Here is a 22,394-nt window from a genome sequence, read left to right as displayed (position 1 = left end):
GCCACGTCAGTTCCCCCGAGTGGGCGCCGACTGGACCTGGCCCGTCGTGTTCAGCTTCGACTGCAGCGGGTAGAAGACGTCCTGCGCGGTGAGCGCGCGGGTGGTCACCCCGTTCTGGAAGAAGAGGTCGGCGACCTCCTGCAGGTCGGCGGCGTCGGCGTCGGTCGGGTAGTGCGGCACCGACGCGCGGCGGCCGAGGTCGACCGCGCGCGCCAGCCGGTCACCGGACAGCGCTCGCGGACCGGCCTTCTCGAAGACGTTCTGGAAGTCCTCCGGGGTGCTGCGCTGACGCTCGGTCAGCTGCTGCAGCGTCTCGAGGTACTTCGCCGCGACGTCGGGCCGTTTGTCGAGGACCTCCGTGCGGAAGGCGACGATGGTGTTGTCCTTCGAGTCGATGCTCGCCTCGGTGGCGATCTCGACGCCACCGCGCGCCTTCGCCTCCTGGTAGGGGTCGTTGAACGAGGCCCACGCGTCGACCTGGCCGGTGGAGAAGGCCGAGGCCGCGTCCGACGGCTGCAGCGGCACCCGCTCGACCTTGTCGAACGGAACGCCGGCCTTCCGCAGCGCCTTGAGGGTGATGTACTCCCCCTTGCCCGCCGGGTTGACCGCGATGCGCTTGCCGACGAGGTCCTTGACCTCCTTCACCCCCGAGCCGGGCGAGGCGAGGATGCCGGACTGGTCCTGGTCGACCGGGTCGGCGACCGCGATGATCCGCACGCCGACGTCCTTGGACAGTGCGCCGACGACCGGGCTGTAGGCGCCGCCGGAGACGTCGAGCTGACCGGCGTTGAACAGCTTGAGGTTCGCGCTGAACGCCGGCGGGGCGTTGACCCACTCGACCTTCGCGCCGAGCGGGGCGAGCGCCTCGTCGAAGGTGCCGTCCCGCTTGGCGACCGCGAGCGGTCCGGCGTTGCCGCCGTCGGTGACCTTGAGGACGAAGGTGGGTTCGCCGCCGGGTGCGGCCGCGCTCGCGTCGTCTCCGCCGGAGCCGCATGCGGCAACCAGCGCGACGACGGGGAGGATCGCGAGCGCGGCGCGCGCTCGGGGCAGTCGGCGGATGCGGGACATGTTCGGGACTCCTGTCGAGGGACGTGACGTTCAGTGCCCCAAACCTAGAGTCCGCAATTCCTACCGACTAGCTATAGTTTTCCGTTGATTGGAAAGGTTGACAGATCGCCCGTGCGCGTCCCACAGCCGGGCGTAGTGACCGCCGCGCATCAGCAGTTCGGTGTGAGGGCCGGCCTCGAGAATTCGGCCCTCACCCATCACGACGATCCGGTCGGCCCGCGCCGCGGTCCGGAGCCGGTGCGCGATCAGCAGCGTCGTCCGCCCGCGGGCGAGCAGCTCGAGCGCCGCCTGCACCTGCCGTTCCGCGGCCAGGTCCACGTTCGCGGTGGCCTCGTCGAGCACCAGCATCGCCGGGCCGATCAGCTCGGCCCGGGCCAGGCACACCAGCTGACGCTGGCCCGCCGAGAGCGACCGCGCACCCACTGCCACCGGGGTCCGGTAGCCCAGCGGCAGCGCCGCGATCGCCTCGTGCGCCCCCACCGCCCGCGCCGCCCGCTCGACGTCGAGGTCCGCGGCACCGGGCCTGCCGAGCGCGATGTTCGAGGCGATCGTGCCGGCGAACAGGAACGGCTCCTGCGGCACGTAGCCCACCCGGGAGCGGTAGTCGTGCAGGTCGAGGCCGTCGAGCCGGTGCCCGTCGACGGCGATCGCACCCTCGGTCGGGTCGTAGAACCGCAACGCGAGCTTCGCGAACGTGGACTTGCCTGCGCCGGTGGTGCCGACCAGCGCGACGGTCTCGCCCGGCGCGATGGTCAGGTTCACCCCGCGCACCGCCGGGGTGCCGCCCGGATAGCCGAATCGCACGTCCTCGAAACGCAATTCGCCGTCGAGTCGCTCGAGCCGGCGCGGGGACGCGGGTGGCGGCACGGACGGCCGCGCACGCAGGAACTCGCCGATGCGGCGCAGCGAGACCTGGGCCTGGATCCACTGGTCCGCCGCGATGGACAGCTGCTGCATCGGCGCGAAGAACTGGTCGACGTACAGCAGCGCGGCGACCAGCACCCCGGTGGTCAGACTGCCCGCGCCGAGCAGTCGCGCACCGAGCACCAGCACCGCCGCCTTGGCGATCGTCGCCAGCAAGTTCATGAACGGGAAGAACACGCAGATGTAGAGCATCGATCGGCGGCGTGAATCTCGGTAGCGCACAGAACCCTCCGCGAACGACTGCTGGTTGCGCTCCTGCCTGCCGTGCGCCTGCGTGATCCGGATGCCGGTGATGTGCTCGGCCAGCTGCGCGCTGAGCGCGGACACGTTCGCGCGGGCCTCGAGATACGCCGAGCGCGAGGCCCGCACGAACACCCAGACGGCGATCGCCAGCACCGGCAGCACCACCAGCACCGCGCCGGCGAGCCGCCAGTCCACCGCCACCAGCACGACGAGCACACCGGCGCAGGTGGTCAGGCTCACCAGCGAGGTCACCAGCCCCTGCTGCAGCAGCTGGTTCAGCGCCTCGACGTCCGTGGTCAGGCGGGTGAGTGTGCGCCCGGACGCGGTCCGCTCGTAGTAGTCGAGGGAGAGCTTCTGCAGGTGCTCGAACACCCGCAGCCGCAGGCCGTACAGGATCCGCTCGGCGGTCCGGGTCGTCTGGAACTCCATGGCCCAGGCGTTGACCCAGGACACCACCTGCACCACCAGGTAGCCGGCGCACGCGAGCGTCAGCGCCGCCGCGGAACCCGCGGTGACGCCGTCGTCGAGGCCGAACCGGAAGATCAGCGGGCCGACGAGCGCGCCGCCCGCGTCGATCCCGACCAGCACCGCACACACCGCGAGTGCCGCCGCGAACGGGGCCAGCAGCCTGCCGAACGTGAACGGCCGGGGATCGTCGGGACGGGCCGCGTCGGGCTCGCCGCGCAGCGCGGGCAGGGCCCGGATGCCGTCGCGCAGCTGGCCCGCGAGCGCGTCGAGCTGCCGTCCGCTCATCCCGTCCGCGGCCCCGATCCGGGCCTGCAACGCCGGGTCCCCGTCGCCGTACTCCTGCGAGAGCGGCCAGGCCGCCGGGTCGACGGCCTCGATCGACCGGCCCGGGGCACGCACCCGCTCCGAGTCCGGGCCGAGCATCAGCTCGCGGAACATCGGCGCGCCGTCGAGCAGCTCGGCCTGCGTGCCGTCGGCGACCACCGCGCCGCGGTCGAGCACGACCACCCGGTCGGCGAGGCGCACGGTCGAGGGCCGGTGTGCGACCAGGATCGTGGTGCGTCCGCGCATCAGCGTCTCGAGGCCCGCGTAGATGTCGGACTCGGTGCGGGCGTCGACGGCGGAGGTCGCGTCGTCGAGGATCAGCACCTGCGGGTCCGCGAGGAAGGCCCTGGCCAGGGCGATCCGCTGACGCTGGCCGCCGGACAGGCTCAGCCCTCGCTCGCCGGCGGGGGTGTCGTAGCCGTCGGGCAGGCCGACGACGAACTCGTGGGCGCAGGCCGCGGTCGCCGCCGCGATCACCTCGGCGTCGGTGGCGTCGGGCCGGGCGAAGGCGATGTTGTCGCGGATGGTTCCGGAGAACAGGTAGCTGTCGTCGAAGACGAGGGTCACCGCCGCGCGCACCGACCGCAGGCTCACCCCGCGCAGGTCGTGGCCGCCGAGCGCGACCGACCCGGTGTCCGGGTCGTAGAACCGGCCGAGCAGCATCGCCAGGGCGGTCTTCCCGGAACCGGACGGTCCGACCAGCGCGACCCGCTCGCCGGGCTCGATGCGCAGGTCGACCCCGCGCAGGACCGGGTGGTCGCCGTAGCCGAAGCCGACCCCGCGCAGCTCGACGGCGCCGACCGGCGTCGGGAGGTCGGGGGCGCCCGGTGCGTCGACGAGCGCCGGTTGCATGTCGAGCAGCGCGAACACCCGCTCGGCCCCCGCGCGGGCGGCCTGGGTCGTGGCGATCATCCCGGCCAGCAACCGGATCGGGACGATCAGCTGGATCAGGTACGACGCGAACGCCAGGAACACCCCGACGGTGATGTCGCCGCGCAGGGCGAGGGCGCCGCCGAGGGCGAGGACGGCGAGCTGCCCGAACATCGGAACGGCGGCCATCGCGGCACCGCCTCGCGCCGAGATCCGCGCGGTGCGCAGCCGCGACCGGAACAGGGCACGGGCCCGGGCGGCGAACCGATCCTGCTGCGCACCCTCCTGCCCGAAGGCCTTCACCACCCGCACCCCGGCGATGTTCTCCTCGGCCGCGCTGGCGACCTGCCCGGCCAGCAGTTGGTCGCTGAACGAGGCCGGGAACAGTCGCGCGCGCAGCCGGTGCGTCAGGTAGCCGAGCACCGGCACACACACCGCGACCACCGCGAACAGTGCGGGCGAGAGCCAGAACATGACGGTGAGCGCGACGGCCAGCAGGCTGACGTTCGCCACCAGCAGCGGCACCTGGGACAGGAACAGCTGCACCAGATTCAGGTCCGACACGGCGCGGGACAGGACGTCCCCCGGGGCGATCCGGTCGTGACTGCGCGCGTCCAGCAGGTGCACGTGCCGATGCACCTGCACGCGCAGGTCGTGCTCGACGTCGACGGCCACGCGGCTGCCGAGGTACCGGCGCACGGCGTGCGCGACGAAGGTGACCGCACCGACCGCGACCAGCGCGATCACCCACGGCGTCAGAGGTCTCGTACCGGCGACGATCGCGTCGTCCACGATGACCTGCTGCATCAGCGGGATGAGCGCCAGCACGCCCTGTCCGGCGAGGGCCAGCCCCAGCGCCCACCAGGTCGCGCCGGCATAGGGCCGCAGGTAGGGGGCGAGCCTTCGGAGCCAGCCCACGTTCTCAGTCATTGCCACTCCCACTCCGGGCGCCACCTTTCCAAATAATGGAAAGCGACTGTAGCAACGCACTGCTTCGGTTGTGTTAGCGTCGCTCGCGTGGACTCCCCAGGCGTGCAGACCGTCGCCCGAGCACTGTCGGTGCTCGGCTGCTTCCGCGGCGGCGACGAACTCGGCGTCTCGGAGGTCGCCCGCCGGCAGGGTCTCGCGGTGAGCACCACCCACCGGCTGCTCAGCGCACTCGTCGAGGCGGGATTCCTCGACAAGGACGCCGAGTCCAGCCGGTACCGGCTCGGTGGCGCGCTCGCCGAGTACGGCCAGATCGCGTACCGGCAGCACCGGATCTACCTCGCCGAACCGCATCTCGAGCAGCTCGCCACCACCACCGGCGCCAGCGCCTCCATCGCCACCCGGTACGGCAACGACGCGGTGCTGCTCGGCACCAGCCGCTGGCGCGAGGCCGAGGGGCACCAGCTGCAGGGTGTCCGGCTGCCGCTGCACGCGAGCGCACTGGGCAAGGCGCTGCTCGCCTGGTCGGAGGCCACCGACGACGAGCTGGGCCGACTGCCCTACGAAACGGGTACGGCGCGTTCGGTTCCCGGGCCCGAGGAGCTCGGCAAGGAGCTGGCGCTGACCCGCGAGCGCGGCTACGCCTTCAACGACGAGGAGCTCGCGCCCGGTTTCCGCACCATCGGGGTGCCGGTGCTCGGTGCGGGCGGATGCGCCCGGTTCGCGCTCGGCCTGCGCGGGCCGGTGGATCTGATGATCGACGAGCGGATCCCGTTCTTCGTCGAACTGGCCAAGGTGACGGCCCGCGAGATCGCCACCGTCATGCGCTGACGCGCAGTGGTGCGGTTGTGGAGGGTCCGCACTCCACAACCGCACCACTGCGGCGCAGCCGCATCGCCGCCGGCCAGAACGGCAGACCCGCGAAGAAGGTTGCACCGGCGGCGATGACGCCGACCGCCGCGTCCACGCTGGTGCGACCCTGCTTCGCCCAGTACACGTCCTCGAGGTCCAGCAGCAGCGCTAGTTCGTCCACGATCAGCGCGCCGCCGGACCCGTACGCGAGTGCGACGGCGGGATGTCGACGATTCTTCTCCGAACCCCTGATCGCGACGGCTCCGACCGCGGTCAGTAGCGCGATCCCGATGTTGTAGTGGTGAAAGTGCCTCCCGCCCAGGCTCATCCCACCGCCCTTCGGCCCGTGCCCCGCTCGGATCCAGTGGGTGAGGGCGCGGACCGCCACGAAGGTGGTGGTGAAGGCACCCCACGAGATCACCGCCGACTGCTCGCTCGGGTCGAGCCGGGCATGCCATTCGTGACGCAGCCGCGCCCACCGGGTGCTGCCGTGACCGACCCCGTACGAACGTGCATCGCTGTGCTCGGACATGGCTCCACAGTAGGTGCCGTCACGCCCGTAGGTAGGCAAGCACGGCGAGCACCCGCCGATGGCCCGCGTCCGACGCCGACAGCCCGAGCTTGGCGAAGATGTTGCCGATGTGCTTGCTCACCGCGGTCTCGCTCACCACCAGGCGGGCGGCGATCGTCGCGTTGTCGAGGCCCTCCGCCATCAGACCGAGCACCTCCGACTCGCGCGGGGTGAGCGACCGGACCGGGTCGTCGGCCCGACGCCTGCTCATCAGCTGAGAGATCACCTCGGGGTCCATCACGGTGCCGCCCGCGGCGACCCGGCGCAACGCGTCGGTGAACTCGGCGACCCGCCCGACGCGTTCCTTGAGCAGGTAGCCGAGGCCGTTCGCACCGTCCGCGAGCAGCCCGCTGGCGTACCGGTCCTCCACGTACGCCGAGAGCACGAGCACCGGGAACCCGGGCCGACGGCGGCGCGCCTCCGCCGCCGCGCGCAGACCCTCGTTGCTGAAGGTGGGCGGCATCCTGACGTCGAGAACCGCGGCGTCGACGGAGTCGAGGATCTCGAGGAAGGCCTCCGCGTTGTCCACCGCGGCGACGACGTCGAACCCCTCCCCTCGCAGCAGCAGCGCGAGGCCCTCGCGCAGCAGCGCATCGTCCTCCGCGATCACGACCCGCACGGCAGCTCCACTCTCAACGTCGTCGGCCCGCCGACCGGGCTCCGCAATGTGACCGTTCCCTCGAACGCCTGTGTGCGACGGCGTATCCCGGACAGTCCGCCGCCGTCCCGCTCGAGCGCTCCGCCGCTGCCGTCATCGACGATCTCGATGCCGAGCACCTGACCGACGCTCGCCGCGGCACTGCGCACCGCGATGGTGACGTGCGTCGCGCCGCTGTGCTTGACCACGTTGGTCAGCGCTTCCGCGACCACGAAGTAGGCCGCGGACTCCACCGCTGCGGGTGCCCGCACCAACCCCTCGGCGTCCAGCACACACGGCACCGGGCACCGGCCGGCCAGTGCGGACAGTGCGCCGTCGAGACCGAGTTCGTCGAGGATCGGCGGATAGATGTCGTGCACCACGGTGCGCAGGCTCGCGAGCGCGTCGGAGGCCGCCTCCTGCGCCCGAAGCACCTGCGGCAGTGCCTGTTCCGGGTTCACCGTCAGCGACCGCTCGGCCAGTCCGAGCATCATCACCACCCCGACGAGCCGATTCTGCGCACCGTCGTGCAGATCACGTTCGATGCGGCGCAACTCCGCCGCGTGCGCGTCCAGGGCGGCGGCGCGGCTGGCGGTCAGTTCGCTCACCCGCACGGCCAGTTCCGATTCCCGGGCGGGAGCGAGGAGCCTTCTCGCAACGGACGACTCGGCGCGCGCCATCGCCGGGGTGAGCCACAGCGCGAGCGCCGCGTACCCGACCCCGACGAGCGGCATCGCCGCCGCGGTCCACCAGGACGTCACCGGGAACGGGTTGGTCACCGGCTGGTCGGCCGGCATCGCCTGCCAGTACGCGGGGACCAACAGCGCGTTCACCGCCGCAGCAGGCAGCCCGACCGCGAGTACTCCCGCCGACGGCGCCAGCAGGGCGTGCAGGCCGACCCACCCCGCGTCGCGGCGGGTCGAGTGCGCGGTCACCAGTCGACGCAGGTCGCCGAACGTCGGGGTGGCCGGTAGCGGCGGATAGCGTTCGGGCACTGACTCGCCCAGGTATCTGCCGACGTGCGTCCGGGCCCGGCCGGTCCACCACCGCAGCACCCGCACCGCCCACGGCGCGACGAACAAGCCGGGTCCGAGCACGGTGAAGGCGACCAGCAGGATGCCGACAGGCAACAGCGCCATCGACACCAGGCCCGCAACGCCCTCGACGACCAGGAACACGACGGCGCGCCACCACGCGCCGATCCTCCTCCTGAGCGTCATGCCCCACAGCATGCCGCACGACCGGGCGACCGCGGGATACAGCCAGCTATACCCCGAATCGGGTAGCGCACTGGATCGTCGCGCCGCGCCGGCGTCCATAGCGTTCGACGGCATGCAGACACGAACCGCGGTCCCCACCCTCAGTCCCCCGGCCACCGCCGTCCGCCTCGACTCCGTCACCAAGACCTACGGTTCCGGCGCCGCCCGCGTCACGGCCCTACGCGGGGTCGACCTCACCCTTGCTCGCGGCTCGTTCACCGCGGTGATGGGCCCCTCCGGATCCGGCAAGAGCACCTTCCTGCACTGCGCGGCCGGCCTCGACCGCCCGACGAGCGGGTCGGTGTGGCTCGGCGGGACCGACATCTCGCGACTGAAACCGAAGGCGCTCACGACGTTCCGGCGCGACCACGTGGGCTTCGTCTTCCAGGCCTACAACCTGCTGCCCGCGCTGACGGTGGAACAGAACGTCACACTGCCGCTGCTGCTGGGCGGCCGGGAGGTCGACCGCGGCTGGCTCGAATTCGTCGTCGGCGCGGTCGGCCTGGCGGACCTGCGTGGACGCAAGCCGGCGGAGATGTCGGGCGGCCAGCAGCAACGAGTCGCCATCGCCCGCGCCCTGGTGACCAGGCCCGACGCCGTCTTCGCGGACGAGCCGACCGGCGCGCTCGACTCCCGGACCGGCCGACAGGTCCTCGACCTGCTGCGGCGGACCGCGGTGGAACTCGAGCAGACCGTGGTGATGGTCACCCACGACCCGGTGGCCGCCGCGCACGCGGATCGGGTGGTGTTCGTCGCCGACGGCGCCTTCGTCGGTCACCTCGACCGCCCGACGCCGCAGCAGGTCGCCGACCACATGACTCATCTCGGGGAGTGGTGAGCATGAGATCACTTGCCAGGGCAGGCATTCGTGAGCACCGCGGCGGCTTCGTCGGCATGTTCGTCGCGGTGCTGTGTGCCGCGATGTTGGTGACCGGCCTGGGAGTGCTGATCGAGTCCGGCGTCCGCGGCGGCGTCGGACCGCAGCGCTACGCCGGTGCCGACGTCATCGTGGGCGCCCGCCAGAGTCTCGACGTCGAGGAGGACTTCGACCGCCCCTTCCCGGAGCGGGCACTCCTGCCCGCGGGAACGGTCGCCGAACTGGCCGCCCTGCCGGGCGTCGCGGGCGCGGTGCCCGATCGGACGGTGCCGCTCACCTGGTCGGGCCGCCCGGTCGAGGCGCACGGATGGACCTCGGCGACGTTGACTCCGTACGAGGTCCGCGAGGGCCGGGCGCCGGCCGGCCCGGGAGAGGTGGTCGTCGACGCGCATCAGCCTGCCCGGATCGGGGATCGAATCCCGCTGGCACACGGCGGAATCGGCGACGACTACGTCGTCGTGGGCATCGCAGCGGCCCGGGACGGGGCCACCCCGGACCGGTCGGCGCACGTCTTCCTCACCGATGCGCGGGCCGCGGCGTTGTCGCCGCACCCGGACACCGTGGACGCGGTCGGGGTCGACGCGGCAGACGGCACGACCGCAGCGGCGCTGGTCGACCAGATCCGGCGCGCCTTCCCCGGCCTCGACGTGTACACCGGATCTGCCCGCGGCGACGCCGAGTTCCTCGACTCCGGCGGCGCCCGAAACGAACTGGCGCAGATCGGCATCGCCTTCGCCGGCACCGCGGTGCTGATCGCGATGTTCGTCGTCGCGACCACGCTGTCGCTGACGATCGCGCAGCGCCGACGCGAGTTCGCCCTGCTACGCGCGGTCGGCGCCACCCCGGCGCAGATCCATCGCCTGGTGGGCCGGGAGGTACTGCTGGTCGGCGGCGTCGCCGCCCTGGTGGGAACGATCCCCGGGTACCTGCTCGCCGGTGTGCTGCGGGCGCGCTTCGCCGCGGTCGGACTACTGCCGCACGACTTCGCGCTCGCCTACAGCCCGCTGCCGGCCGTCGTCGCCGTGGCGGCGAGCCTGTTCACCGCCCGGATCGCCGCCGCGATCGCGGCGCGGCGCCCGGCGCGAATCAACCCGGTCGAGGCCCTGCAGGAGGCGGCCACCACGCCGTCGACGCTCGGTCGCGGCCGGACGGTCACCGGCGTGGCGTTGGGCGCCCTCGGGTTCGGCGCGTCGATGGTGCCGGTGTTCCTGCACGGCCCGGCCGCGGTCGCCGGAGCGGCGAGTTCTGCTGTGCTGCTGATGATCTCGGTTGGACTTCTCGGACCGCGACTGGTCGCGGGTGCGGTGTCGGCGATCGGCGCCCCGCTGCGCCGCTCGGGGCGCGCATCCCTGTTCCTGGCCGCCGCCAACACGAGCGGCAACGCCCGCCGGCTGGCTTCGGCGATCACGCCGCTGGCGCTCGCGATCGGGCTCGGCTCGGTGCAGATCTTCGCGCAGTCCACCGTCGCCGCCGAGGCCACCCACCAGTCCCGGCAGGGCGTCACGGCCGACTTCCTGGTCACCGCACCGGGTTCCGGCCTGTCTCCCACCCTGGCGGAGTCGCTCTCCTCGCTTCCCGGTGTGCGCGCGGCGAACCCGGTGGCCCGCAGCCAGGCGTTGTTCACCCGCTCGACCGGCGACGGTGCGACGACCGAGACGTACGCCCTGCAGGGCGTGGATCCTGCGGCGGCGCCGGACACGCTGGACCTGGACGTCGTCGCCGGCAGCCTCGACGGGCTCGCGGCGCCGAACACCGTGGCGCTGAGCACCGACGCCGCGCAGACCACGGGGTCCCGCGTCGGCGGGTCCGTCGACCTGCACCTCGGCGACGGCACCCCGGTCACCGCGACCGTCGTCGCCACGTACGGACGCGGGCTCGGTTTCGGCGACGTCACCATGTCGAACGAGGCGGTGCGGGCACACACCACCAGCGGGCTCGACGACTCGATCCTGGTACGGGCCCGGCCCGGCCGCGCGGGCGAGGTCGGAGAGCAACTGGCGGCGGCCGGGCTCGTCGCCGCGGATCGCGCCGCCCTGGGTGCCGCGGGCGAGGACGAACGCGACGCACAGTCGTGGACCAGCCTGATCGCACTGTCCGTGCTGCTCGGCTACCTGGCCGTCGCGGTGGTGAACACGCTGGTGATGGCCACCGCCGACCGGGCTCGCGAGTTCTCGCTGCTGCGCCTGATCGGTGCCGGTCCGCGACAGGTGCGGGCGATGATGCGCGCCGAGTCGGTGATCGTGGTGACGATCGCGGCGGTGGTCGGCACCCTGATCGCCCTACCGCCCCTGGTGGGGGTGAGCATCGGAGTCTCCGGCCGGCCCGTGCCGACGATCTCGCCGGTCGTCTACTGCGCGATCATCGGCATCACCGTGCTGCTGGGTGTCCTGGCCATCGCCGTGCCGACCCGAACGGTGATGCGCCGAACCCGATAGTTCATTGACAGCACACTGTCGATATGACAGTGTGCTGTCTATGACTGAAACAGTGCACGTCGCCGCATACGACACCCTCGCGGACTGGGAGATGGGCTACGCCACCGCCCACATCAACAACCCGCTCTGGCACAAGACCCCCGGCCGCTTCGCCACCGCGACGGTCGGGGCGAGCACCGCGCCGATCACGACGATGGGCGGCATGAAGGTGCTGCCCGACCTCGCGCTCGCCGACCTGGACCCGCGCGACAGCGCGATGCTGATCCTGCCGGGCAACGAGATCTGGCACACCGAGCAGTTCGTGCCCTGGACCGACAAGGCGCGCGAGTTCCTGGCCGCGGGCGTGCCGGTCGCCGCGATCTGCGGCTCCACCGGCGGGCTCGCCCTCGCCGGGCTGCTCGACGACCGGGCGCACACCAGCAACGCGGCCGAGTTCCTGGCCGGGACGGGCTATGCGGGCGGCGAGCGCTACCGCGACGAGCCCGCCGTCGACGACCGCGGCCTGATCACCGCGAGCGGGACGGCACCGGTCGAGTTCGCCCGCGCGATCCTCGCGCGTCTCGAGGTGTTCGAACCGAGCGTGCTCGAGTCGTGGTTCAAGCTCTACCGCAACCAGGATCCGGCCGGCTTCTACGAGTTGACGACGTCCTGATGGACACCGACCCGGACCTGCTCAGCGGCGCGGCCCTGACCGCGTTCAAGCTCAACGGCCAGTTCCTCGACGTCGCCGCCCAACTGGCCCGGCCAGCCGGGATCACCGCCGCATGGTGGCAGGTGCTCGGCGCGGTGCTGCACACCCCGCTGCCGGTCGCCGGGATCGCCCGCGAGATGGGCATCACCCGGCAGAGCGTGCAGCGCATCGCCGACCTGCTGGTCGAGCGCGGGCTGGCCGAGTACCGCGAGAACCCGGCGCACCGACGCGCCAAGCTGGTCGCCCCGACCGAACTCGGACTGGCCACGATCGCCGAGATCAACCCCGGGCACGCCGCCTTCGCCCGACGGCTCGCCGACGCGATGGGGCGCGAGGAGTTGTCGCGCGCGCTAGCGGCGATGACCGCCCTGTCGGAGACGCTGGCGGCGCTGGCCGGCACGGGCCCGGCGCCCGGCTAGCGACTCGCCCGCGGCGCCCACCGAGGATCCCGGCCGGCGAGCCCGATCAGCCGGTCGAGGGCGGGTGCCGCGTCGGGCACCGCGACCGCCGGTCCGAACAATCCCCCCGAGTCCCGGGCCGCGTCCGGCGTGGCAGCGACCAACTCGAGGCACGCCGACAGCGCCGCGTCGTCGCAGTCGAACGGCTGTCCGCTGGCGCGGGCGATGTCCCATCCGTGAATCACCAGTTCGTCGAGCGCGAACGCCCCGGCGGCGTCCGCGGGCAGGTCGACGCCCCCGACCTGGGTCGTTCCCGTCCACGCGGCACCGTCGCGCCACGCCTCGGCGAGGACGGCGACCCGGGCCGGAATCGACAGCCGCCAGTCGGCGGGCAGCCGGCTTCCGTCCAGGGCGGGCGCCGCGGCGGTCTCGGGGCCCAGATTCTTTCGTGCGGCGGCGGTGAACGCGGTCGACAGCCCGCCGACGTGGTCGACGAGCGCACCGAGGGTGGTCTCCTCGCACGGTGTCGGCGCCGACAGTTGGTCGTCGGTGACACCCTCGAGCAGTCGAATCATCTGGCGCGCGGCCGGTTCGAGATCGAGCATCGCGTTCTCCTTCTTCGGGCGGACATGCACGACTGTTCTCAGTGTCGACCTCCCCGACGCCCCGAACTCATCGCTGCCGGAAATTCGCTCGCGCCCGACCGAAGTGCGCTGTTAGCGTCGAATGACTGCCCCGCCGAACCGAAGGACCGAAACCGTGACCGCGCCGACGGTAGCCCCGGACCGACGCCGAGGCCCGCTGGTCCTGATCAACCTGGCCACCCTGCTGTCGGCGACCGGCAACGGCATCACCGTCGTCGCGCTGCCCTGGCTGGTGCTGCAGCAGACCGGCAAGGCCACCGACGCGGCCATCGTCGCCGGTGCCGCCACCCTGCCGTTGCTGCTGTCGAGCCTGTTCTCCGGCACGGTGGTCGACCGGTTCGGCCGTCGTCGCACCTCCCTGGTCTCGGACGCGTTGTCCGGGATCTCGGTGGCGCTGATTCCGGTGATGGCGGCGACGGCCGGGTTGTCGGTACCGCTGCTCGCGGTGCTGGCCGCGCTCGGAGCCGCCTTCGACCCGGCCGGCATCTCGGCCCGCGAGTCGATGCTGCCCGCCGCGACGAAGGACGCCGGCTGGTCCCTGGACCGGGCCAACAGCCTGTACGAGGCGAACTACAACGTCGCGTACCTGATCGGTCCCGGCGTCGGCGGCGTCCTGATCGCGACGGTCGGCGCGGTGAACACCCTGTGGGTGACCTCGGCCTGCTTCGCCGCCTCGATCGTCACGATCGCGTTCCTGCGACTCGAGGGCGCGGGCGTGCCCGACCGCCGGACCCGGCCCGAGTCCATGTGGTCCGGCACACTCGAGGGCCTGAAGTTCGTGTGGCACAACCGATTGCTGCGCACTCTCGCCCTCGTCGACATGGCCGTCGTCGCGCTGTACATGCCCGTCGAGAGCGTCCTGTTCCCCACCTACTTCACCGAGCTCGGCCAGCCGGCACAGCTCGGGTGGGTGCTGATGGCGATGGCCGTGGGTGGAGTCGTCGGTGCGCTGGCCTACGGCGCGCTCGCCGCGCGCGTGCGACGCCGGACGCTGATGCTGCTGGCGATGTCGGCGCTCGGCGCATGCATGGTCGGGATGGCATTCCTGCCGCCGCTGTGGGTGACGCTCACTCTCGCGCTGATGGTCGGGCTGGTGTTCGGCCCGGTCGGACCGATCGCGAACTACGCCATGCAGACCCGCAGCCCCGAGCACATGCGCGGACGGGTGGTCGGGGTGATGACCTCCACCGCGTACGCCGCCGGCCCGCTCGGCTACCTGCTGGCGGGACCGCTGATCGACGCCGTCGGCATCGAGACCACGTTCTTCGTGCTGGCGATCCCGGTGTGCGTGATCGCCGCGGTCTGTTTCGGGCTGCCCGCCCTGCGGGAACTGGACACCCGCGATGTCGATCCGGAGGAGGCTCGTTCGTTTACAGGGTGAGAGTCCCCGCGCCGAGCCGGGACGTCGTCACAGGAGGAAGACCATGCCGCACTACCTGCTCAGCGTGTACCAGCCCGACGGTCCCGTGCCGGAGCCGGCGGAACTGGCCGCGATCACCGAGAACCTCGACGCCCTCAACGAGGAGATGCGGGCGGCGGGCGCGTGGGTGTTCGCCGGCGGGCTGCATCCGCCCAGCACCGCCACGGTGCTGCGCGCCCGCGGCGACGACGTCCTGACGACGGACGGACCGTTCGTCGAGGGCAAGGAGCATCTCGGCGGCTTCACCATCGTCGATGCCGCCGACCTCGACGACGCGCTCGAGTGGGGCCGAAAGCTCAATCGGGCCACCACCCTCCCGATCGAGGTCCGCCCCTTCCAGGGCTGACGCCGATGACCGCGACCGGCGCACAGATCGATGCGGTCTTCCGCCGCGAGTACGGCCGAGCGGTCGCGGTCCTGGTCGGCCGCTTCGGCGACATCGACCTCGCCGAGGAGGCCGTTCAGGACGCGTTCGCCGAGGCAACGGCGAGGTGGCCGGCGACGGGACTGCCCCCGAGCCCGGCCGGCTGGATCGTCACCACCGCCCGCAATCGGGCGATCGACCGGCTGCGCCGGGAGTCGTCGCGGGCGGACCGGCAGGCCCGCGCCGTGTCCGAGCGCGCGTTGCTCGACGAGACCGACGCAGGCACCGCCCGAGAGGAGGTCGTCGTGCCGGACGACCGGCTGCGCCTCGTCTTCACCTGCTGCCATCCCGCGCTGTCCGACGCAGCTCAGGTCGCGCTGACCCTGCGACTGCTCGGCGGCCTGACCACCGCGGAGATCGCCCGCGCATTTCTCGTCCCGGAGGCGACGATGGCGCAGCGACTGGTCCGCGCCAAGGGCAAGATCCGGGACGCGCGGATCCCCTACCGCGTCCCGAGCGAGGCCGACCTGCCGGACCGGCTCCGCGGGGCACTCGCCGTGGTCTACCTGATCTTCAACGAGGGCTACGCCGCCAGCGCGGGCGAGACGCTGGTCCGCGAGGACCTGTGCACCGATGCGGTCCGGCTCGGCCGGCTGCTGGCCGAGCTGATGCCGGACGAACCGGAGACGCTGGGGCTGCTCGCGTTGATGCTGTTCGCCGAGTCGCGACGAGCGGCGCGCGTCGGCGCGGACGGCGAGCCGGTGCTGCTCGCCGATCAGGACCGGTCGTGCTGGGACCGCGACCGGAAGGCCGAGGCGCAGGGGTTGGTGCGCCGATGCCTGCGGCGAAACCGTCCGGGGCCCTACCAGATTCAGGCCGCCATCGGCGCCGTGCACAGCGAAGCACCCACCGCGGCCGCGACCGACTGGCCACAGATCGTCGTGCTGTACGACCACCTGCTCGCGGTCGCCCCGAGTCCCGTGGTCGCGCTCAACCGGGCCGTCGCGGTGGCGGAGGTGGACGGTCCCGGTCCGGCGCTCGAGCTCGTCGACGCGCTCGGCCTCGACCGCTACCGCGTCTTCCACGCCGTGCGGGCAGACCTGCTCCGGCGCCTCGGCCGCGAATCCGAGGCCGGACACGCATACGAGGCCGCCCTGGCCGTGACGGACAACGCGGCCGAACGCCGCTTCCTGCGCGGACGCCTCGACGCCCTGGCCTGAGGCGGCCTCGCGGGAGTCAGCGCACGAGGACCAGGAGGAATCCGCCGCCGCCCGGCTCGATCTTGGTGTCCAGGCTCAGCTCGGGCGCCAGCCGCGACAACCGGTCCAGCAGCCAGGCCGCCGCGTCCTCGGCGTCGGGCTTCGACGGGCACCGCGCGACCGCGACCCGCCCCGGCTTGCGGGTGAGCTGTTCGACCACCCCGATGATCGGGGCGGGGTCGATCACGAACAGCGCGTCCGACCACGGCACGACCGGCTTGATCGCGCCCTTCTTGGTGTTGCACGCCCGGTGGGCGAGCCGCTCCGGTCCGCCCTTGCCCTTCTTCGCGGCGAAGATGCTGTCGATGCTCGGGCCCCGCGGGTCGTTGACCGACATGTCCGGGTCGACCGGCTCGTCGCACAACCAGCAGCGCCACGATTCCCGTTCGCCGACCTCGTCCAGCTTGCTCATGCGCCTGACGCTACAGACCGATCAGCTGAAGCCCATAACCTCGTCGCCCCACGCCGCCCGCAGGTCCCGGTCCGGATCGGGGGCGAGCGTGTCCGTCTTGTCGATGAACAGCGTCGACCGCGTGTCCTCGAGGTAGGGCGCCCAGTGCTTCGACGCGTCCAGCGCCGCGGGCACCCCGTAGCGGGCGAACGCCAGCCAGCGCCGCTGCACCCGGCCCGAGACCTCCAGCGCGGTCTTGCGGCCGCCGAGCCAGAACGTCGGGTCCACGTTGAGGGTGCCGAAATTGCCGAACACGTACGGCAACTCGGTGGCATGGCTCGCACCGACCCTGGCCGCCTTGAGCATCGGTGTCGCGTGGTCGAAGCGGTACACCCAGGTCGGCGAGTGCCTGCTGTGCGCGTCCGCGATCCACAGACAGGGCATCCGGAATGCGGCGTCTCTCGACACAGCCATCGCACCAGTCGATTTCGACCAGTCGGGATAGGCGGAGATGATCTCCGCGACGCGGGCCGCGGACAGGTTCGGGTGGTCCGAGGCGATCGCGGTGAACATCTGGTTCACGGTGTCGGCGGTGACGGGCAGGATCGGCGAGCGGGTCAACCGGAAGATCGACGCCTCGTCCCGGTTGGTCCCGATGATCAACGGGATGCGATGCGCATGGCCCTTCTGGAAAGCCGCCACCGGGTACCGCGGCACCAGGTCGCCGTCCACCACCGGGGCCATCGCCAGCGTTCCGGGGACGGTCGTGGTCACCTCGTCGAGCAGCTCGTCGCCGGCCTCCGTCAGCTTCTCGATCGGCAACTCCAGCAGCCGGTCCGGCTCCCCCGCGGCGACCCCGACCAGTTCGAGGAAGCGGGCGGCGACCGTGGCCGCGCGTTCGGCGCCGTAGACGGACGTCGCGGGGGCGCTCTGCGCGATGGCGCGGTGGAAGAGCCCCTCGGCCCGCGGCGAGGTCATCAGGGTGGTGATCGATCCGGCCCCGGAGGACTCACCGAACACGGTGACGTTCCCGGGGTCGCCGCCGAACGCCGCGATGCCGCGCCGCACCCATTCGAGCGCCGCGATCAGGTCCCGCAGCCCGACGTTCGCCTCGAACCCGTCCCCGCAGGACGAGAGGTCGAGGAAACCCAGGACCCCGAGCCGGTAGTTGACGGTGACCACCACGACGTCACCCAGTTCGGCCAGCCGCCTGCCGTCGTACACCGTCTGCGAGGACGACCCGACGCAGTACGCGCCGCCGTGCACCCACACCATCACCGGTCGCGGCTCGCCGCCCGGGCGCGGCGCCCACACGTTCGCCGACAGGCAGTCCTCGTCGGCGACCATGCCCGGGTCCATCGGCACCTGCATCGCCTTGGCCTGGGGTGCGATCGGCCCGAACTCGCGGCAGTCGCGCTCGCCGTCCCACGGTGTCGGCGGCAGCGGCGAGCGGAACCGGCGTTGCCGGCCGGCGGTGGCGTACGGGATTCCCTTCCACACGAACACCCCGCCGTCGGCGTAGCCACGGACGGCACCGTCGGGTGTGTCGACGCGGAGCGTCTCCGGCGGGCTCGCGATCACGTCCTGCTCGCTCTGCACGGAAGCCTCCTACTGCCTGGGCACACGTCCTTCGCCACGGTACCAAGGCTGGCCCCGCCGCTCCGGGACGCGAATCCGACCGCACCCCGGTGGCTCGCACCCGGGCAGTACCGGCCACACCGACCCGGCTCCCTACGATGACGGGCATGGGAGTTCCGCGTTGGGGTCTGATGCTCGTCGCGTGCGGTGCCGTCGTGCTCACGGCCGCGTGCGGCACCACCGTCGGTGGCAACGCCTCTCCGACCGCCGAGCCGATGGCGACGAGCACCCCTCCGGCCACACCGCCGACGCGGACCGCAGCGCCCACCACGACGAAGGCCGTCCCCGCCGCACAGGTCGCGGACTACGCCGGTACCCAGGCGGGTTCGTACTACTTCACCAGCCCCAGCTCGAAGTTCGAGTGCGCGATCGTCACCGCACGGCAACCGGTGGCGGGCTGCCACGGCGCGTTCCCTCCCAACGCCCCTCAGGTGAAAGGTTCCGGGGCTCCCGGTCCCGTGACTCCGAATTCGATCAGGGTGGCAGCGGACAGGCCCGGTGAATTCTTCTCCGCGGGCGACCCGGCGTTCCACCGGTTCGACGGCACCGCGAAGGTCCTACCCTACGGTTCTCCGTTGCGGGTTCAGGGATTCACCTGCACGGTCGACGAACGCACCGGTGTCACCTGCGAGACCGCCGGACACGGATTCACCGTCTCGGACAACGCCTTCCGACTCTGGTAGCCGGCCGGCCCTCGCCCGTCAGCTCGTCCCGGCCCGCTCACCGAGCGGGGTCCGCTCCGGGCAGTCGACGCGCCAGAAGCTCCAGCCGTCCGCCACCTCGACGTCGCCGCTGATGTGGCTGGCCACCGCGACCGCGGCCGCAGTCGGGTCGTCGAAACGCCTGCCCTCCATCGGCCCACGGGTGACCTCGAGCCGACGCGTCGCCTCGTCGTACCGTCCGACCAGGCGATAGCCCTCGAAGTCGGCGACGACGCGGAGGCGCGCGTCGTCCACCTCGCCGACCGCTTGCTTCACCGGGACCGGTCGCCTGCGCACGACGGCCTCCTCGACCGCACCGACCTCCGGGATGCGGCTCGGGTCCCTGGTCGCCGACAGCCCGAGCAGGTCCCACCGCAGCCGTCCGTGCGCGACCCGTTCGACCGCGATGGTGTGCGCGCCGGTTCGCGTGCGCCCCGGCACCTCGCGCACCCACAGATCGACCTCTCCCCGGATGTCGGCTGCGACCTCATCGGACGGGAGGACGAAGAACTCGGGCTGACTGCCGGCCAGGTCGACGAAGACCCAGAACTGCGAACCGGTGTCGTCGGTCTCGAGCGACCCGTCCTGCCGTCGCGCCCGCCAGTCCCCCTCCAGTTTGGTCCGCACCCGCACGACGTGCAGGGAGCCGTCGACGCCCCGCACCTGCACCGGGTTCCGTCGGGAATGGGTCAACCGGACTGCTCGACCGCCCCGCTGGGCGACCTCGGTGATGAATGCCTGAATGCCCAGGCTGGCGGTGTTGTCCATGGTGTGCGTGACCGTCCGTTGCGCTCGACCCGTACAAATGGGAGAGCAGTGGGCGACGGGTGACGCAGACACGACTCGGCTCTGCGGTCCACACTACGTGCAGGCCACCGCGCGCAGGTCGTCGTGCTCACTTCCCGGCACACCGCAACGTTCAGTGGTACAAGGCGTCGATCTCGTCGGCGAACCGTTCCGCCACCACGTTCCGCTTGATCTTCAGGGTCGCGGTGAGCTCGCCGTCTTCCTCCGTGAGGTCTCGGCCGAGGATCGCGAACCGCTTCACGGCCTCGGCGTGCGAGACCGTGGTGTTCGCGTCGTCGACGACCTCCTGCAGCGCCGCGCGCAGGTCGGGGTCGTCTCGCAGGTCGGCGATCGACGATCCGTTCTTGCCGTGCTCGGAACTCCAGTGCGCCAGCACCTCCGGATCCACCGTGAGCAGCGCGCCGATGAACGGACGCCCGTCGCCGACGACAACCGCCTGCGACACCAGCGGATGCGAGCGCATCCGGTCCTCGAGCGGGCCGGGCGAGACGTTCTTGCCGCCCGCGGTGATGAGCAGGTCCTTCTTCCGGCCGGTGATGGTCAGGTAGCCGTCCTCGTCGAGGGCGCCGAGATCACCGGTGCGGAACCAGGTTCCGTCGAACGCGTCGGCGGTGGCCTGCTCGTTGTGCCAGTAACCGTCGAACACGACACCACCGGACAGTTCGATCTCCCCGTCCTCTGCGATGCGCACGGTGTTGCCGCCCATCGGCTGCCCGACGCTGCCGATCCGTTGCGCGCCCGGAACGTTGACACAGTGCGCCGCGGTCGACTCCGTCAGACCGTAGCCCTCGTAGATCGGGACGCCGACACCGCGGAAGAAGTGTCCAAGCCGCGGCATCAGGGCGCCACCACCGGAGATCGCCCACCAGCACTCGCCACCGAGTGCGGTCCGCAGCTTCGAGTACACGAGCCGGTCCGCCACCCAGCGCTTCAGTCGCAGGATCGGCGAGGGACCACCCTCGTCGAGCGACTCGCTGTAGCGGATCGCGGTCCTCTCGGCGAACCCGAACACGGCCTTCGGGACGGTCCCGCCCTGTGCGGCGGAATGGGCGGCCGAGTCGCGGACCTTCTCGAACACGCGGGGCACGCCGAGGATGGTGTGCGGCCGGAACCGCTCGAACTGGCCGACGATGGTGCCGAAGTTCGACCAGTGCGCCTGGGTCCCGCCGGCCTCGAACATCGCCAGGGACACCGCCCGCGCCAGCACGTGGGCGAGCGGCAGGAAGGTCAGCATGCGATTTCCGGGCCGGGCCACGTCGCCGATGCTGGCGGTGAGGATCCCACGGACCTCGGACAGGAAGTTCCGGTGGGTGAGGCGACAGCCCTTCGGACGACCGGTGGTACCCGAGGTGTACACCAGCGAGGCGAGCTCGTCGGCCCGGATGTCGGCGATCCGGTCCTGGACCGCGCTGTCGTCGAGATCGTGCCCTTCGGCGAGCAGCGCATCGACGGCGTCGACCTCGATCGCCAGCGCCTCGACACCGAGGTCCGCGAACGACGAGGCATGGCCGGCGGATTCCACGATCGCCAGCACGGCTCCGGAATCCTCGACGATCCAACGGATCTGGTCCGGGGACGAGGAGTCGTAGATCGGCACCGACACCGCGCCGGCGGCCCAGATCGCGAAGTCGAAGAGGGTCCACTCGAAACGGGTCGCGGACAGCAGGACCACCCGATCCCCCGTCCGGACACCGCGCCGGATCAGGCCCTTGGCCACCCCGGACACCAACTCGGCGAACTCGGTGGCCGTGACGTCGCGCCAGCCGTCCCCGTCGGGCCGGGAGAACAGCACCAGTTCCGGTGTCTCGCGAGCGTGGCGGTACACCGAGCGGACGAGGGCGTCGTCGGCGGCGATGGTGAAGGTTGCGTTGGTCGCGTACTCACGCACTGTGGTCATCTCCGGTGGTCTCGGCGTCCCTGCGGGCAGGAGTGGTACTGGAACGGAAGTGATGCAGGAGGGCGGCGAACTCCTCGACCTCATCGGTCGGCCAGTCGCGAACGCGCGCGTCCACCTCCGCGCGGCGATGCCGGTCCGCGTCGGCCAGCACGCCGGTCCCGACGTCGGTGAGGGTGAGCGGGTGGCCCTGGCGGACCGGTCCCGGCTCCGCGTGCACCCAGCCCCCGTCGACGCACTGACGCAGTTGCCTCGACACCGTCGAGCGATGCACGCCGAACGCGTCCGAGATGTCGGTCGCGCGGCAGCCGGGGTGGCGGGCGATGAACGACAGCACCGAGTGCTGGGCGAAGGTGGGCACTCCGTCCGAGGGCCGTTCGCCGGTCATCACTTCGCGGAGCAGGTTGACCATCTCCTCGTGTACCCGAGCAACGGCCCCGCTCCGATCGTGTTGCATTACGCAACTATAGCCCCCGAGGCCATGATCGGTCAGTGGCGTGGGCCACCCGGCGCCCCGGCGACTCGGCGCACTCGACGGACGCCCCACACTCGGGCCGGCGATGCGTCTGCCCCGGAAATGCGAAATGCCTCGCACCGCAATCTCTTTCGAGATCGTGGTGCGAGGCATTCGCAACGTATGTTCGGCGGTGTCCTACTCTCCCACACCCTGTCGAGTGCAGTACCATCGGCGCTGGAGGGCTTAGCTTCCGGGTTCGGAATGGGGCCGGGCGT

The 22,394-nt window shown here is 71.7% G+C and carries 20 protein-coding genes and 1 rRNA gene; 9 read left to right on the top strand and 12 right to left on the bottom strand.

Annotated features, from left to right (window positions below):
- Nucleotides 1-6 precede the first annotated feature (6 nt).
- Both ACFVH2_RS19010 and ACFVH2_RS19005 read right to left on the bottom strand, forming a co-directional pair.
- Nucleotides 7-1,068: an NrtA/SsuA/CpmA family ABC transporter substrate-binding protein gene (locus ACFVH2_RS19010; protein WP_378428392.1), complete on the bottom strand. Its 1,062-nt coding sequence runs from the start codon at nucleotides 1,066-1,068 to the stop codon at nucleotides 7-9.
- A gap of 60 nt (nucleotides 1,069-1,128) precedes the next feature.
- Complete coding sequence (locus tag ACFVH2_RS19005; RefSeq protein WP_378428394.1) at nucleotides 1,129-4,827, bottom strand: ABC transporter ATP-binding protein; 3,699 nt, start codon at nucleotides 4,825-4,827, stop codon at nucleotides 1,129-1,131.
- Between the two features lie 87 nt (nucleotides 4,828-4,914).
- Between ACFVH2_RS19005 and ACFVH2_RS19000 the strand changes: the two genes are divergently transcribed.
- Nucleotides 4,915-5,655, top strand: coding sequence for an IclR family transcriptional regulator (locus ACFVH2_RS19000; RefSeq protein ID WP_378428395.1), 741 nt, complete (start codon nucleotides 4,915-4,917; stop codon nucleotides 5,653-5,655).
- Here ACFVH2_RS19000 and ACFVH2_RS18995 read toward each other — a convergent pair.
- The 3 genes from ACFVH2_RS18995 to ACFVH2_RS18985 are packed head-to-tail and all read right to left on the bottom strand — an operon-like array spanning nucleotide 5,645 to nucleotide 8,104.
- Entirely contained in the window at nucleotides 5,645-6,208 is a 564-nt protein-coding gene (locus tag ACFVH2_RS18995) for a hypothetical protein (RefSeq protein WP_378475718.1), read from the bottom strand. The two genes, ACFVH2_RS19000 and ACFVH2_RS18995, sit on opposite strands and share 11 nt — an antisense overlap.
- 19 nt (nucleotides 6,209-6,227) lie before the next feature.
- A complete protein-coding gene (locus tag ACFVH2_RS18990; RefSeq protein WP_378428559.1) occupies nucleotides 6,228-6,866 on the bottom strand; it encodes a LuxR C-terminal-related transcriptional regulator in 639 nt (212 codons plus the stop codon).
- Nucleotides 6,854-8,104 carry a sensor histidine kinase gene (locus ACFVH2_RS18985; protein WP_378428557.1) on the bottom strand — a complete coding sequence of 417 codons (1,251 nt, stop codon included), beginning with the start codon at nucleotides 8,102-8,104 and terminating at the stop codon, nucleotides 6,854-6,856. Before ACFVH2_RS18985 ends, ACFVH2_RS18990 begins: the two co-directional genes overlap by 13 nt.
- Before the next feature lie 112 nt (nucleotides 8,105-8,216).
- Between ACFVH2_RS18985 and ACFVH2_RS18980 the strand changes: the two genes are divergently transcribed.
- The 4 genes from ACFVH2_RS18980 to ACFVH2_RS18965 are packed head-to-tail and all read left to right on the top strand — an operon-like array spanning nucleotide 8,217 to nucleotide 12,565.
- On the top strand, nucleotides 8,217-8,981 hold the full coding sequence (locus tag ACFVH2_RS18980) for an ABC transporter ATP-binding protein (protein ID WP_378428555.1): 765 nt from the start codon (nucleotides 8,217-8,219) through the stop codon (nucleotides 8,979-8,981).
- A gap of 2 nt (nucleotides 8,982-8,983) precedes the next feature.
- On the top strand, nucleotides 8,984-11,455 hold the full coding sequence (locus tag ACFVH2_RS18975; protein WP_378428553.1) for an ABC transporter permease: 2,472 nt from the start codon (nucleotides 8,984-8,986) through the stop codon (nucleotides 11,453-11,455).
- A gap of 40 nt (nucleotides 11,456-11,495) precedes the next feature.
- Entirely contained in the window at nucleotides 11,496-12,107 is a 612-nt protein-coding gene (locus tag ACFVH2_RS18970) for a DJ-1/PfpI family protein (protein WP_378428551.1), read from the top strand.
- Nucleotides 12,107-12,565 (top strand): MarR family winged helix-turn-helix transcriptional regulator, encoded by a 459-nt coding sequence (locus ACFVH2_RS18965; RefSeq protein ID WP_378428550.1) that lies wholly within the window; start codon nucleotides 12,107-12,109, stop codon nucleotides 12,563-12,565. Before ACFVH2_RS18970 ends, ACFVH2_RS18965 begins: the two co-directional genes overlap by 1 nt.
- Here the strand turns inward: ACFVH2_RS18965 and ACFVH2_RS18960 are convergent.
- A complete protein-coding gene (locus ACFVH2_RS18960; RefSeq protein WP_378428548.1) occupies nucleotides 12,562-13,149 on the bottom strand; it encodes a TIGR03086 family metal-binding protein in 588 nt (195 codons plus the stop codon). The two genes, ACFVH2_RS18965 and ACFVH2_RS18960, sit on opposite strands and share 4 nt — an antisense overlap.
- Nucleotides 13,150-13,270: 121 nt before the next feature.
- Here ACFVH2_RS18960 and ACFVH2_RS18955 point away from each other — a divergent pair, with 121 nt between their 5' ends.
- The 3 genes from ACFVH2_RS18955 to ACFVH2_RS18945 are packed head-to-tail and all read left to right on the top strand — an operon-like array spanning nucleotide 13,271 to nucleotide 16,192.
- A complete protein-coding gene (locus ACFVH2_RS18955) occupies nucleotides 13,271-14,569 on the top strand; it encodes an MFS transporter (RefSeq protein WP_378428546.1) in 1,299 nt (432 codons plus the stop codon).
- 43 nt (nucleotides 14,570-14,612) lie between these two features.
- Nucleotides 14,613-14,954: a YciI family protein gene (locus ACFVH2_RS18950; protein ID WP_378428545.1), complete on the top strand. Its 342-nt coding sequence runs from the start codon at nucleotides 14,613-14,615 to the stop codon at nucleotides 14,952-14,954.
- A 5-nt stretch (nucleotides 14,955-14,959) separates the two neighbouring features.
- Nucleotides 14,960-16,192 (top strand): RNA polymerase sigma factor, encoded by a 1,233-nt coding sequence (locus ACFVH2_RS18945; RefSeq protein WP_378428543.1) that lies wholly within the window; start codon nucleotides 14,960-14,962, stop codon nucleotides 16,190-16,192.
- A 16-nt stretch (nucleotides 16,193-16,208) separates the two neighbouring features.
- Here the strand turns inward: ACFVH2_RS18945 and ACFVH2_RS18940 are convergent, their stop codons facing one another.
- Together ACFVH2_RS18940 and ACFVH2_RS18935 are read right to left on the bottom strand one after the other, a co-directional pair.
- Nucleotides 16,209-16,643 carry a hypothetical protein gene (locus ACFVH2_RS18940; RefSeq protein WP_378428542.1) on the bottom strand — a complete coding sequence of 145 codons (435 nt, stop codon included), beginning with the start codon at nucleotides 16,641-16,643 and terminating at the stop codon, nucleotides 16,209-16,211.
- 21 nt (nucleotides 16,644-16,664) lie between these two features.
- Nucleotides 16,665-18,221 (bottom strand): carboxylesterase/lipase family protein, encoded by a 1,557-nt coding sequence (locus tag ACFVH2_RS18935; protein ID WP_378428540.1) that lies wholly within the window; start codon nucleotides 18,219-18,221, stop codon nucleotides 16,665-16,667.
- A 146-nt stretch (nucleotides 18,222-18,367) separates the two neighbouring features.
- Here ACFVH2_RS18935 and ACFVH2_RS18930 point away from each other — a divergent pair, with 146 nt between their 5' ends.
- Nucleotides 18,368-18,943: a hypothetical protein gene (locus ACFVH2_RS18930; RefSeq protein ID WP_378428538.1), complete on the top strand. Its 576-nt coding sequence runs from the start codon at nucleotides 18,368-18,370 to the stop codon at nucleotides 18,941-18,943.
- Between the two features lie 18 nt (nucleotides 18,944-18,961).
- On the opposite strand, the gene ACFVH2_RS18925 is transcribed toward ACFVH2_RS18930, so the two are convergent.
- From ACFVH2_RS18925 to rrf, 4 genes are all read right to left on the bottom strand, one after another.
- Entirely contained in the window at nucleotides 18,962-19,729 is a 768-nt protein-coding gene (locus ACFVH2_RS18925) for a hypothetical protein (protein ID WP_378428537.1), read from the bottom strand.
- Between the two features lie 151 nt (nucleotides 19,730-19,880).
- Complete coding sequence (locus ACFVH2_RS18920; RefSeq protein ID WP_378428562.1) at nucleotides 19,881-21,656, bottom strand: AMP-dependent synthetase/ligase; 1,776 nt, start codon at nucleotides 21,654-21,656, stop codon at nucleotides 19,881-19,883.
- On the bottom strand, nucleotides 21,649-22,119 hold the full coding sequence (locus ACFVH2_RS18915) for a MarR family winged helix-turn-helix transcriptional regulator (RefSeq protein ID WP_378428535.1): 471 nt from the start codon (nucleotides 22,117-22,119) through the stop codon (nucleotides 21,649-21,651). The genes ACFVH2_RS18920 and ACFVH2_RS18915 overlap by 8 nt, the downstream gene beginning before the upstream one ends.
- A 182-nt stretch (nucleotides 22,120-22,301) precedes the next feature.
- Nucleotides 22,302-22,394: ribosomal RNA gene (gene rrf, locus ACFVH2_RS18910) — 5S ribosomal RNA — on the bottom strand; the annotation flags it as partial.

Source organism: Rhodococcus sp. NPDC127527 (assembly GCF_042672245.1).
Classification (GTDB): domain Bacteria; phylum Actinomycetota; class Actinomycetes; order Mycobacteriales; family Mycobacteriaceae; genus Rhodococcus_G.
Note: the sequence above shows the minus strand (reverse complement) of the source record. Positions and strands in the feature narration are given on the sequence as shown.